At 63.1% G+C, this 12,732-nt stretch carries 9 protein-coding genes, 3 tRNA genes and 2 pseudogenes; 13 read left to right on the plus strand and 1 reads right to left on the minus strand.

Going from position 1 to position 12,732, the window contains the following annotated elements; genetic code table 11:
- The 11 genes and pseudogenes from FBY03_RS22600 to galU all read left to right on the plus strand — a co-directional run.
- Nucleotides 1-92 (plus strand): annotated as a pseudogene (locus FBY03_RS22600) (ISL3 family transposase); the annotation flags it as partial.
- 4 nt (nucleotides 93-96) lie between these two features.
- Nucleotides 97-372 (plus strand): annotated as a pseudogene (locus FBY03_RS22605) (LuxR C-terminal-related transcriptional regulator); the annotation flags it as partial.
- Nucleotide 373: 1 nt separating this feature from the next.
- Nucleotides 374-2,197, plus strand: coding sequence for an excinuclease ABC subunit UvrC (gene uvrC, locus FBY03_RS22610; protein ID WP_147174595.1), 1,824 nt, complete (start codon nucleotides 374-376; stop codon nucleotides 2,195-2,197).
- 33 nt (nucleotides 2,198-2,230) lie between these two features.
- Complete coding sequence (gene pgsA, locus FBY03_RS22615) at nucleotides 2,231-2,791, plus strand: CDP-diacylglycerol--glycerol-3-phosphate 3-phosphatidyltransferase (protein WP_147174596.1); 561 nt, start codon at nucleotides 2,231-2,233, stop codon at nucleotides 2,789-2,791.
- A 67-nt stretch (nucleotides 2,792-2,858) separates the two neighbouring features.
- Nucleotides 2,859-2,934 (plus strand) — tRNA-Gly (locus FBY03_RS22620).
- Between the two features lie 39 nt (nucleotides 2,935-2,973).
- A tRNA-Cys gene (locus FBY03_RS22625) sits at nucleotides 2,974-3,047 on the plus strand.
- A 112-nt stretch (nucleotides 3,048-3,159) separates the two neighbouring features.
- Nucleotides 3,160-3,246, plus strand: a tRNA-Leu gene (locus FBY03_RS22630).
- Nucleotides 3,247-3,715: 469 nt separating this feature from the next.
- Nucleotides 3,716-4,333, plus strand: coding sequence for a translesion DNA synthesis-associated protein ImuA (imuA, locus tag FBY03_RS22635; RefSeq protein ID WP_147174597.1), 618 nt, complete (start codon nucleotides 3,716-3,718; stop codon nucleotides 4,331-4,333).
- A 5-nt stretch (nucleotides 4,334-4,338) separates the two neighbouring features.
- Nucleotides 4,339-5,754 carry a DNA polymerase Y family protein gene (locus FBY03_RS22640; protein WP_147174598.1) on the plus strand — a complete coding sequence of 472 codons (1,416 nt, stop codon included), beginning with the start codon at nucleotides 4,339-4,341 and terminating at the stop codon, nucleotides 5,752-5,754.
- Nucleotides 5,751-8,834: an error-prone DNA polymerase gene (locus tag FBY03_RS22645; protein ID WP_147174599.1), complete on the plus strand. Its 3,084-nt coding sequence runs from the start codon at nucleotides 5,751-5,753 to the stop codon at nucleotides 8,832-8,834. The genes FBY03_RS22640 and FBY03_RS22645 overlap by 4 nt, the downstream gene beginning before the upstream one ends.
- Before the next feature lie 354 nt (nucleotides 8,835-9,188).
- The gene (galU, locus tag FBY03_RS22650; protein WP_147174600.1) at nucleotides 9,189-10,028 is read left to right on the plus strand and encodes a UTP--glucose-1-phosphate uridylyltransferase GalU; all 840 of its coding nucleotides are present in this window, start codon (nucleotides 9,189-9,191) and stop codon (nucleotides 10,026-10,028) included.
- A gap of 47 nt (nucleotides 10,029-10,075) precedes the next feature.
- On the opposite strand, the gene FBY03_RS22655 is transcribed toward galU, so the two are convergent.
- Nucleotides 10,076-10,498 carry a VOC family protein gene (locus tag FBY03_RS22655; RefSeq protein WP_147174601.1) on the minus strand — a complete coding sequence of 141 codons (423 nt, stop codon included), beginning with the start codon at nucleotides 10,496-10,498 and terminating at the stop codon, nucleotides 10,076-10,078.
- A 95-nt stretch (nucleotides 10,499-10,593) separates the two neighbouring features.
- On the opposite strand from FBY03_RS22655, the gene gorA reads away from it, so the two are divergent.
- A complete protein-coding gene (gene gorA / locus FBY03_RS22660) occupies nucleotides 10,594-11,952 on the plus strand; it encodes a glutathione-disulfide reductase (protein ID WP_147174602.1) in 1,359 nt (452 codons plus the stop codon).
- A gap of 7 nt (nucleotides 11,953-11,959) precedes the next feature.
- A complete protein-coding gene (locus FBY03_RS22665; protein ID WP_147174603.1) occupies nucleotides 11,960-12,583 on the plus strand; it encodes a trimeric intracellular cation channel family protein in 624 nt (207 codons plus the stop codon).
- The last annotated feature ends 149 nt before the right edge of the window (nucleotides 12,584-12,732 follow it).

The following is a 12,732-nucleotide window of genomic DNA, read 5'->3' on the forward strand; positions in this document are numbered from 1 at the left end:
TCAAGGTGATCAAGCGTATGGCCTATGGCTTCAGAGACTCGGACTACTTCTTCCTGAAAATCAAGGCCGCCTTCCCCGGGAAAGCGCGATGAACCCTATATCAGCCCGCAGATTGCCCAGCAGTTGGCCTTGAAGTCCTTTCAGCCGCAAACCAATGGCAGCCCCTTCGACCTGTTATCCGAGCGCGAGATCCAGATCGCCCTGATGATCGCCAGCTGTGAGAAGGTGCAGAGCATCTCCGATAAGCTTTGCCTTTCGCCGAAAACGGTAAACACTTACCGTTACCGGATCTTCGAGAAGCTGTCGATCTCCAGTGACGTGGAGCTGGCCCTGCTGGCTGTGCGTCATGGCATGGTCGACGCCACCACTTAGCATGAGCGTCCAGTTCGACCACAGCGCCTTCCTCGCCACCTGTAGCAGCCGCCCAGGCGTTTACCGCATGTTCGATGCGGACGCCAAGCTGCTCTATGTCGGCAAGGCCAAAAATCTCAAAAAGCGCCTGGCCAGCTACTTCCGCAAGACGGGTTTGGCGCCGAAAACCGCTGCGTTGGTCGGCAAGATCGTCCAAGTCGAAACCACCATTACCGCCAATGAAACCGAGGCGCTGCTGCTCGAGCAGACGCTGATCAAGGAATCGCGGCCGCCCTACAACATCCTGCTGCGCGACGATAAGTCCTACCCCTACGTGTTTCTCTCTGACGGTGAGTTTCCACGCCTGGGTATCCACCGCGGCGCGAAGAAGCTCAAGGGCCGTTATTTTGGCCCTTACCCGAGCGCTGGGGCGATCCGCGAGAGTCTCGGCCTGCTGCAGAAGGCCTTCCTGGTACGCCAATGCGAGGACAGCTACTTCAAGAATCGCACCCGCCCGTGCCTGCAATACCAGATCAAGCGCTGCAAGGGACCCTGCGTAGGGCTGGTCGAGCCGACGGAATATGCCGAGGACGTGCGCCATTCGGTGATGTTCCTCGAAGGGCGCAGCAATGCCCTGAGTGATGAACTCTCCTCCGGCATGCAACAAGCCGCCATGGACCTGAACTTCGAGCGGGCTGCCGAACTGCGCGATCAAATTGCTCTGCTGCGTCGCGTGCAGGACCAGCAGAGCATGGAGGGCGGCAGCGGCGATGTGGACGTGGTTGCCGCCATGGTCAATCCGGGCGGCGCCTGTGTACACCTGATCAGCGTGCGGGGCGGCCGCGTGCTCGGCAGTAAGAATTTCTTTCCGCAAGTAGCAATCGAGGAGGAGGGTAGTGACGTCCTGCTCGCCTTCCTGGCCCAGTACTACCTGAGCAATCAGGAGCGCGAACTGCCCAGCGAGCTGATCGTCAATGCGCAACACGAGGACTTCCCCACACTGATAGCCGCCATCCACGAACTGCGTGGTCGCGAGCTGAGTATCAGCTATCGCGTACGCGGTACCCGTGCTCGCTGGCAGCAGCTGGCGGTGACCAATGCCGAGCAAGCGCTCAGCGCGCGGCTGGCCAATCGACAGCATGTGGCGGCGCGTTTCGAGGCCTTGGCCGAGGCGCTGGACCTGGATGAAATACCGCAGCGCCTGGAATGTTTCGATATCAGTCACACCAGCGGCGAGGCCACCGTGGCGTCCTGCGTGGTGTTTGGCCCTGAGGGCCCGCTGAAGTCCGACTATCGGCGCTACAACATCGAAGGCGTTGTCGGTGGCGATGATTACGCGGCCATGCACCAGGCGCTGACTCGACGCTTCAGCAAGATCAAGGACGGCGAGGGCAAATTGCCGGATATTCTGCTGGTCGATGGCGGTAAAGGTCAGCTGGCCATGGCGCGTGAGGTGCTGGAAGAGTTGGCGGTGCCCGAGCTGATCCTGCTTGGCGTGGCCAAGGGCGTGACCCGCAAACCGGGGCTGGAGACGCTCTATCTCAATGATGCCGCTCACGAGTTCACCCTGCCAGGTCACTCGCCGGCGTTGCACCTGATTCAGCAGATTCGCGATGAGTCACACCGTTTTGCGATTACCGGGCACCGCGCCCGACGTGGCAAGGCCCGCCGCACGTCAAGCCTGGAAGAAGTGGCCGGGGTAGGGCCGAAGCGGCGGCGCGAGCTGCTCAATCACTTCGGTGGCCTCCAGGAACTGTCCCGCGCCAGCGTGGAAGAAATCGCCAAAGCACCCAGTATCAGTAAAAAGCTTGCCGAGCTGATTTATGCCGCACTGCACAGCGAGTAGAATGCCGGCTCACCTCGCAGCCCAGTTGTGCCGATGAATATCCCCAACCTGCTTACCGTACTCCGTGTACTGCTGATTCCGATCTTCATCCTGCTATTTTACCTACCGTTTTCATGGAGCTATTGGGCCGCCAGCGCGGTTTTCGCCATCGCTGCCGTGACCGACTGGCTGGATGGTTACCTGGCGCGACGTTGGGAGCAGAGCACGCCCTTTGGTGCCTTTCTCGATCCGGTCGCCGATAAGCTGATGGTGGCGGTCGCGCTGGTGTTGCTCGTCGCCGAGCACGCCAACCTGTGGTTGACCCTGCCCGCGGCGATCATTATTGGCCGCGAGATCGTCGTCTCGGCATTGCGCGAGTGGATGGCCGAACTGGGCGCCCGGGCGCACGTGGCGGTGTCCAATCTGGCTAAATGGAAAACCGCCGCGCAGATGGTTGCGCTGGTCATTCTACTGGGCAACCCGCCCTTGTTTACCGTCTGGGTTGTGCTGGGTTATGCACTGCTGATCGTCGCCGCGGTGCTCACCCTGTGGTCTATGGTGCAGTACCTGACGGCTGCCTGGCCGCATCTCAGTACTTCTGCTGAAAAGAAATAAACTTCTTTGAATCAAGGGCTTGACGGGGCGTTGTGAATCTATAGAATGGCGCCCGTCATCACGACAAGCGGGAATAGCTCAGTTGGTAGAGCACGACCTTGCCAAGGTCGGGGTCGCGAGTTCGAGTCTCGTTTCCCGCTCCAGTTTCAATGGGCCGTCTAGCACGGCCCATTTAGTTTCAAGGCTGAGTAGCAGAGTGGTTATGCACCGGATTGCAAATCCGTGAACGCCGGTTCGATTCCGACCTCAGCCTCCAATTTAAAAGCCTCGTAGATCAACGATTTACGAGGCTTTTTTATTCCAAGTTGGAAGCCTTGCGAGGCACGCAAGGGCTGTATATAGTCCAGGCCTCGCAGTATCGCTCTACCGCCCGAATGGCGAAATCGGTAGACGCAAGGGACTTAAAATCCCTCGAGGGTAACCTCGTGCCGGTTCGATTCCGGCTTCGGGCACCATTGACATGATTTCAGATGTTCCTAGATGAACCTGAAACCCACTAAAGCCGGCACTCTCAGCCGGTTTTTTTGTGCCCGTATGTCTTTGAATGATCCTGTACAACTCCGAGTTTTAGGGGGCGCAGTGCGGTGACCAGCCGCAAGCAGAACTTGGCGCCTTCATTCTGAGCGATTCACAGACCGAACCCGGTACACCACCCCAGCCACGCGTCGGCGCCACCCACCTTGGTGTGAATCGACGATGGGGTCTATCGGACTGCGCCTGCCATTGTCGGAAGTTACGCGCTAATATACTGTATAAATATACAGTCTTATTGGGGCGCATGGCCATGTGTACCATCTCTCCTGGAGCGATCGATCGGTCCGCGATCCGCCTGCCAGGGTGCTATTCCAGCTGTTCGTGTAGCGTTGCCGCGCACGTCTGGCAACCTCTGGCCTGCGCTGTCTTCGACGCGCAAGGACCGGCTTGATGGGCGCTGCCATCGAGTTGGATGCGCTGCTGGATCAGCGCCGGGTGTGGAAAGGCCGGCCCGTACCGCCGCCGACAAACGCCCAGCCGACCGGCCATGCCGCGCTGGATGCATCGCTGCCGACAGGTGGCTGGCCGCCGGCCGCGCTCAGCGAAATCCTCTTCGGTGGCGATGGCTGCGGCGAACTGCGCCTGCTCTGGCCAACCCTGGCGCGATTGACCAGCAGCGGCGAGCGAGTCGCCCTGGTCGCGCCACCCCATGTGCCGTATCCGCAGGCTTGGCAGGCGGCTGGCGTGGATCTGCGCTGGCTGGCGCTGATCGAGGCGAGTGGCCGTGATGCCTTGTGGGCGGCGGAACAGTGCCTGCGTTCGGGCAGTTGCGGCGCGGTGCTGTGCTGGTTGCCGCAGGCGGACGACCGAGCCTTGCGCCGCCTGCAGGTTGCCGCCGAAACCGGCCAGACCCTGGCGTTTGCTTATCGCCCGCTGACGGCCGCGCTCAATCCGTCGCCGGCGGCACTGCGCATCGTCGTCGATGCCCGCCCGGTGCAAGTGCGCGTGCTCAAATGCCGCGGTGGCCTGTCGAGCGCGGCGCCACTGTCCCTGGTCGGACTCAGGTGAGCGGTGTGCGTTGGGCCTGTGTACTGCTGCCACAACTGGCGCTGGATGCGGTGCTGCGCGGCCGCGCCGATCCCGGGGCGGCGCTGGTTTTGGTCAGCGGAAGCCCGCAGCGCCGCGTGCTGCGGGCGGTCAATGCGGCTGCGCGGCAGCTCGGCCTGCATCCCGGACAATCGCTGACCGCCTCCCATGCTTTGACCCGCGATTTCACCATGGTCGAGTACGATCCAGCGCAGATCGAGCGTTGTCAGCGCTTCCTGGCCGCCTGGGGTTATCGCTTCAGTTCCCAGGTCAGCCTGCATTACCCACGGGTGTTGCTGCTGGAAGTCGAGTCCAGCCTCAACCTGTTCGGCCCCTGGCCAAGGTTCGAGGCGCGCTTGCGCGAAGAGCTGACCGCTCTGGGCTTCCGTCATCGCATCGTCGCCGCGCCGAATCCGGTTGCGGCGCGGGTATTGGCCAACGCCTATGACGGCCTGGCAGTGCCAACCGCAGAGGCGCTGCGCGAGGTTCTGGGGCACATGCCGATCGAGCGGGTCGGCCTGGCCCGAGAGGTGGCGACCGCCTTCGCGCGCATGGGTTTGCGCACTCTGCGCCAAGTCTTGGCGCTGCCGCGCGCCAGTCTGGCACGGCGCTTCCCCGTTGAAGTGCTGCGGCATCTGGATACTTTACTCGGGCAACGTGCGCTGGCGCTGGAGTGCTATACGCCACCGGATCAATTCGATGTACGCATCGAATTGAACGCCGAGGTCGAGTCGCATCAGGCGCTGCTGTTTCCGCTGCGCCGGCTGACCGCTGACCTTGCCGCCTTTCTGGCCGGCCGCGACAGCGGCGTGCAGCGCTTCACCCTGCACCTGGAACACGCCGAGGGCGCCGACACTCGGGTGCCGGTTGGCCTGCTCAGTGCCGAACGCGAGCCGACCATGCTCTTCGAATTGGCACGCGGGCGCCTGGAGCAACAGCAGGTAAGCGCGCCGGTACGCGGACTGCGCCTGACGGCACGCGACCTGCCGCGCTTCGTTCCCGAGCACCGGCAACTGTTTACCGAACGCCCGCAGCAATCCCTGCCCTGGGAACAGCTGCGCGAACGGCTGCGCGCGCGCCTCGGCGACGAGGCTGTGCACGGCTTGCGCGCCCGGGCAGATCACCGCCCCGAGTGCGCCTGGCAGCCGATCAGTGATACCCGGCCAGCTCTGGCACCAGTCGGCCCGCCGCGCCCAGGCTGGCTGCTACGCCAGCCGATGCCGATCGGCGAAAGCGCGCTGCGCATCCTCGCCGGTCCCGAGCGCATCGAGTCCGGCTGGTGGGACGGTGGCGACGTGCGCCGCGACTATTACCTGATCGAGATGCCCGGCGGGCAACGCGGCTGGGCCTATCGCCCGGTCGGGGCAAGCGGGCCCTGGTTGCTGCACGGGTGGTTCGCATGAATGCCGATGCGGGCTATGCCGAACTGCACTGCCTGTCCAACTTCAGCTTCCAGCGCGGCGCATCGAGTGCTCGCGAGCTGTTCGAGCGCGCTCGGCAGCATGGCTATGCGGCCCTGGCGATCACCGACGAGTGCACCCTGGCCGGGATCGTCCGGGCCTGGCAGGCGGCCAAGGAATGCGCAGTGCCGCTGATCGTCGGTAGTGAGATGCGCGTCGAGGCCGGGCCGAAGCTCGTCCTGCTGGCGGAAAATATCGGCGGCTACCAGCGCCTGTGCCGACTGATCAGTCAGGCGCGGCGCCGGGCCGGGAAGGGCGAGTACCGCCTGCTGCGCGAGGACTTCGCCGAACCGTTGGACGGCCTGCTGGCCTTGTGGATAGCGGAACTTGAGCCCGATGCAAGCCATGGCCGCTGGCTGCGCGCACTGTTCCCCGAGCGCCTGTGGCTGGCGCTGGAGTTGCACCGCGGGCCGGACGATGGGCGACGCCTGAGGCAACTGCAGACGCTGGCCGCCGCCCTGGCGATCCCGGCGGTGGCGGCCGGCGATGTGCACATGCACGCCCGCGGCCGGCGCGCCCTGCAGGACTGCATGAGTGCGATCCGCCAGCATTGCACGCTGGCCGAGACAGGGCATCTGCTGTTCCCCAACGGCGAACGGCATCTGCGCCCGCGGGCTGTATTGGCCGAGCTCTATCCGCCGGAGCTGCTGGCCGAGTCAGTACGCATCGCTCAGCGCTGCAGCTTCGACCTGAGCCAGTTGCGTTACCAGTACCCGCGCGAGCTGGTCCCCGTCGGGCAGACGCCCACCTCCTGGCTGCGCGAATTGACCGAGCAGGGCATGCGCTGGCGCTGGCCGGGTGGTGTTCCGGCCAAGGCGCGGGGGCAGGTCGAGCGCGAACTGGGGCTGATCGCCGAGCTGGGCTACGAGAGCTATTTCCTCACGGTGCACGACATCGTCCGCTTCGCCCGCAGCCAGCACATCCTCTGCCAGGGCCGAGGTTCGGCCGCCAATTCGGCGGTGTGCTATGCGCTGGGCATCACCGAACTCGATCCGTCGCGGATCAACATGCTGTTCGAGCGCTTCATCTCCAGGGAGCGCAACGAGCCGCCGGACATCGACGTGGACTTCGAGCACGAGCGCCGCGAAGAAGTCCTGCAGTACGTGTTCCGCCGCTACGGCAGGGGCCGGGCGGCGCTCACTGCCGTGGCCAGCACCTACCACGGCGCCGGTGCGGTGCGCGACGTGGCCAAGGCCCTCGGCCTGCCGCCGGACCAGATCAATGCGCTGGCCGACTGCTGCGGTCGCTGGAGCGATCAACTGCCGCCAGCTGAGCGTCTGCGCGAGGCGGGCTTCGACCCGGACAGCCCGGTGCTGCGCCGGGTATTGGTGCTGACCGGCGAGCTGATCGGCTTTCCCCGCCACCTGTCGCAGCACCCGGGAGGCTTCGTCATCTCCGAACAGCCCCTGGACAGCTTGGTGCCGGTGGAGAACGCGGCCATGGCCGAGCGCACCATTATCCAGTGGGACAAGGACGACCTCGACCAACTCGGCCTACTCAAGGTCGACATCCTCGCGCTGGGCATGCTCAGCGCGCTGCGCCGCACTTTTGATCTGCTGCGCCATTATCGCGGCCGCGACCTAAGCCTGGCGACCATCCCGGCCGAGGACGCGCAAACCTACGCGATGATCGGCCGCGCCGACACCATCGGCGTGTTCCAGATCGAGTCGCGCGCGCAGATGGCGATGCTGCCACGGCTGAGGCCGAAGAACTTCTATGACCTGGTGATCGAGGTCGCCATCGTGCGTCCTGGCCCGATCCAGGGCGACATGGTCCATCCCTACCTGCGCCGACGTAACGGCGAAGAGCCGGTGGATTATCCGAGTGCAGAACTGAAGAAAGTGTTTGAACGCACCCTCGGTGTGCCCTTGTTTCAGGAGCAGGTAATGGAACTGGCCATAGTCGCCGCCGGCTACAGCCCAGGCGAGGCCGACCAGTTGCGCCGCTCGATGGCCGCTTGGAAACGCCACGGTGGGCTGGAGCCGCACCGCGAACGGCTGACCCGCGGCATGCTCGAGCGCGGTTACACGGCCGACTTCGCCGCGCGGATCTTCGAGCAGATCAAGGGTTTCGGCAGCTATGGCTTCCCCGAATCCCATGCGGCCAGCTTCGCCTTGCTGACTTATGCCAGTTGCTGGCTGAAATGCCACGAGCCGGCCGCCTATACCTGTGCCCTGATCAACAGTTGGCCGATGGGTTTTTACAGCCCCGATCAACTCCTGCAGGATGCCCGTCGTCACCGGCTAGAGATCCGCCCGGTGGATGTCTGCGCCAGCGACTGGGACTGCACCCTGGAGCCGAGCGGGGCAGGGCAGCCAGCCATCCGCCTGGGGTTGCGCCTGGTGCGCGGCCTGCGCGAGGAAGATGGGCTGCGCCTGCAGGCGGCCCGACAAGAGCGCGCCTTCAGCGATATTGCCGACCTCTGCCGCCGCGCTGCCCTGGATGGACGAGCGCGTGCGTTGCTGGCCGATGCCGGCGCTTTGCAGGGCTTGAGTGGCCACCGCCACCAGGCGCGCTGGGCGGTGGCCGGGGTCGAAGTGCAGCGCCCGTTGTTTGCCACCCTGCCGACGCAGGAAGCGGTTCACGTGGCCCTGCCACTGCCGACAGTCGGCGAAGACCTGCAGGCCGACTACGCCACCCTCGGTACCACCCTGGGCCCGCATCCACTGTCCCTGTTGCGCCGTCAGCTGGCAGCCAAGCGCTGTCGCAGTTCATGGGAGCTGGCCGGTGTCGACCACGGGCGCAGCGTCAGCGTCGCCGGCCTGGTGGTCGGTCGGCAGCGCCCACAGACCGCCAGTGGCGTGACCTTTATCACCTTGGAAGACGAGCACGGGATGGTCAACGTTGTGGTCTGGCATGACCTGGCCGAGCGCCAGCGACGGGTGCTGGTCGAAGCGCAACTGTTGCAGGTGGACGGCCATCTGGAAGCGCAAGATGGTGTGCGCCACCTCATCGCCGGCCGCCTGCGTGACCTGTCGTCACTGCTGAGCGGGCTGGATGTGCGCAGCCGGGATTTTCGTTGAGCCGGGCACTCGGTGGTCAGCGGTAATTACGTGGACGCGGCCGAATTGTCCGTCCCACCACTAGGGGAGTTGCACCATGCAAGTGCTTGACCGCCGCAAGGCGCTGGCGATCACACTGCGGTTTCGTCTGGGCTTTCGCTCTTTGTGAGCGTTCGGTGACTCAAGGCGGCCGTGACCGCACTGACCGTTTGCTGTGCACGCCGGCGCTGTTTGTTGACCGTGATATCGACGCCGGTAAACACCGCACCGGATTGAATTTCTTCTACTGCGGAGTTGGCAGAACGGGGGCAGGACGTTGTAAGGTTCGCGCCGCCTGATAGACTGCACGGGCATTTTTCCCTGTTAAGGAGTCCCATGATTAAGAAATGCTTGTTCCCCGCTGCCGGTTACGGCACACGTTTTTTACCAGCAACCAAGGCCATGCCTAAGGAAATGCTGCCGGTGGTGAACAAGCCGTTGATCCAGTATGGCGTCGAAGAGGCGCTGGATGCTGGGCTGACGGAAATCTCCATGGTTACCGGCCGTGGCAAGCGCTCGCTGGAAGATCATTTCGATATCAGCTATGAGCTGGAGCACCAGATTCGCGATACCGACAAGGAAAAGTACCTGGTTGGCATCCGCCGTCTGATCGATGAGTGCAGCTTCTCTTACACCCGCCAGGTCGAAATGAAAGGGCTCGGCCATGCGATTCTCTGCGCTCGCCCGCTGATCGGTGACGAGGCCTTTGCCGTGGTGCTGGCCGATGACTTGTGCCTGAACCTGGAAGGCGACGGCGTACTGACCCAGATGGTCAAACTGTACAAGCAGTTTCGCTGCTCGATCGTCGCCATTCAGGAAGTCCCGCCGGAAGAGACCCATAAGTATGGTGTCATCTCTGGCGAGATGATCCGCGATGACATCTACCGGGTCAACAGCATGGTCGAGAAGCCCAAGCCGGAAGATGCACCGTCCAACCTGGCGATTATCGGCCGCTACATCCTGACGCCGGATATCTTCGAGCTGATCGAGCAAACCCCACCGGGTAAAGGCGGTGAGATCCAGATCACCGATGCCCTGATGAAGCAAGCCCAGGATGGCTGCGTGCTGGCCTATAAGTTCAAGGGCCAGCGCTTCGACTGCGGTGGCGCAGAGGGTTATATCGATGCCACCAACTTCTGCTTCGAGCACCTCTATAAGCCCGGCAAGGCTTACTGAGTAAGGCCGTGACAGAGGAAAAGCCACCTTCGGGTGGCTTTTCCCATTCAGGGTATTGGCATCGCCTGTGAACCCGGCCCCAGCGGTTGGCCATAGCTGAACTCGACGTAGTTGCCGGCCGGGTCGCGCAGCCCACAGTAGTAGCCGACTGGGTAAGGTTCATCGCGAGGCGCCCAGACCAAACACCCAGCCAATTGAGCCTTGGCGGCGACCTCATCGACCTGCTCGCGACTGGCCACGGCAAAACCGAAGTGGCTGTAATCGTCCTCGGCCAGGCAGCGATCCTGGCCGCCCGGCATGATCACGAAGATGAACTCATGTTCCTTGCCGGGCTCGGCCATCCAGACAATCCGCGCGCCTTTGCCGGCGCGCTGATGGATCACCTGCATGCCACAAAAGTCAGTGTAAAAGGCCACGCAGGCATCCAGGTCCGGGACATGCAACGCCAGATGGGTGAGGGTAGGGCGCATGGTCGCTCTCCTGTTATGCATGGCTCAAGCTTAGGCCCAACGGCTGAATTTCGGTGTATCTGGGTTATGCTGGCGACCTGCTTAGGAGGCTACCCATGACCTATGATTTCGACCTGTTTGTGATCGGCGCCGGTTCCGGCGGTGTGCGTGCCGCGCGTTTTGCCGCGGGTTACGGTGCCCGCGTGGCCGTGGCCGAGAGCCGCTACCTCGGTGGTACCTGCGTGAATGTCGGCTGCGTGCCGAAAAAGCTGCTGGTGTATGGCGCGCACTTCGCCGAAGACTTCGAACAGGCGCAGGGCTTTGGCTGGTCGCTGGGTGAGGCGGGATTCGATTGGCCGACCCTGATCGCCAACAAGAATCGTGAGATCGAGCGGCTCAACGGCGTCTACCGCAATCTGCTGGTCAACAGTGGGGTGACCTTGCTTGAAGGGCATGCACGTCTGCTGGACGAGCACAGCGTCGAGCTCGATGGTCAGCGATACAGCACCAAGCACATTCTGATCGCCACCGGCGGCTGGCCGTTCATCCCCGAGTTCCCGGGCAGCGAGCATGCGATCACCTCGAACGAGGCGTTCTTCCTCAAGCAGTTGCCCAAACGCGTGCTGGTGATCGGCGGTGGCTACATTGCGGTAGAGTTCGCCTCGATCTTCCATGGCCTGGGTGCCGAAACCTCACTGTTGTACCGCCGTGAGCTGTTCCTGCGCGGCTTCGATGGTGCGGTGCGCCAGCACCTGCGCGAGGAGTTGAGCAAGCGTGGGGTGGACTTGCAGTTCAATAGCGATATCGAGCGCATCGACAAACAGGCCGACGGCAGCCTGCAGGCCACCTTGCAGGACGGCCGTGTGATGCACGCCGACTGTATCTTCTACGCCACCGGCCGGCGACCGATGCTGGATAACCTGGGGCTGGAGAATACCGCCGTCGAGTTGGATGACGATGGTTCTATCCGGGTCGATGAGCACTACCGGACCACGTCGCCATCGATTCTGGCGATTGGCGATGTCATCGGCCGCGTGCAGCTGACCCCGGTTGCGCTGGCCGAGGGCATGGCCGTGGCGCGGCAGTTGTTCAAGCTGGAAGAGTACCGTGCGGTCGATTACCAAACGATCCCGACTGCGGTATTCAGCTTGCCGAATATCGGCACCGTCGGTCTTAGCGAGGAGCAGGCGAAGGCCGCGGGGCATTCGGTCGAGGTGTATGAGAGCCGTTTCCGGCCGATGAAACTGACACTCACCGAGTGCCAGGAGCGCACGCTGATGAAACTGGTGGTGGATGCCGACAGCGACCGAGTCTTGGGTTGTCACCTGGTCGGCCCGGACGCCGGTGAAATCATTCAGGGGTTGGCGGTTGCGCTGAAAGCCGGGGCGACCAAGCAAATCTTCGACGACACCATTGGCGTGCATCCAACCGCTGCAGAGGAGTTTGTTACCATGCGCACCCCCGTCGCATCCTGAAGGCCGCATGGCTCAGCTTTTCTATTTCGCAGACCTGTTCGGCGTTGCGGTCTTCGCCATCACCGGTGCGCTGATGGCCGGACGCAAGTCCATGGACCTGTTTGGCGTGCTGGTGATCGCCGTGATCACCGCGCTGGGTGGCGGCACCCTGCGCGATGTGATCCTCAACAACCACCCGGTCAGCTGGATTCGCGACGACACCTATATTGTGGTGGCGTCCTTGGCGGCGGTCGGGACGGTGGTTTGGGTGCAACTGACCCAGCCCATTCATGAAAAAGGCTTGTTGATTGCCGATGCCTTTGGTCTGGCGGTGTTCACGGTCATCGGCACTGAGGTGGCCCTGCAGCACCACGTGCCCCTCAGCACGGCGGTGATCATGGGGGTAATGACCGGCGTAGCCGGTGGCGTGATGCGCGATGTGATCTGCAACGAAATCCCGCTGATTTTCCGCAAGGAAATCTATGCCACTGCCTGTATTGCCGGCGCCCTGGCGTTTATCGGCCTGCGTGCGCTGGACACGCCGCCCTGGCTGGATACCGGGATCGCCATGCTGGTGGTGTTGTTCATCCGCCTGGCGGCGATTCGCTGGCGTTTTTCGCTGCCGCGCTTCCATCTGCTTGATCGCGACTGAAGATGATCGAGCGGCTGGATCATCTGGTGCTGACCGTGGCCGATATCGACCAGACTGAGAATCATCTAGCCGGCCTCCCCACCTCGGAGGTGGCGCAAAATTCAAGGTGCGAACATTGTCTTTTGCTTAAGGAGGCCGTGATGAAATTC

Origin of the sequence: Pseudomonas sp. SJZ079, assembly GCF_007993865.1 — a bacterium.
GTDB lineage: Bacteria > Pseudomonadota > Gammaproteobacteria > Pseudomonadales > Pseudomonadaceae > Aquipseudomonas.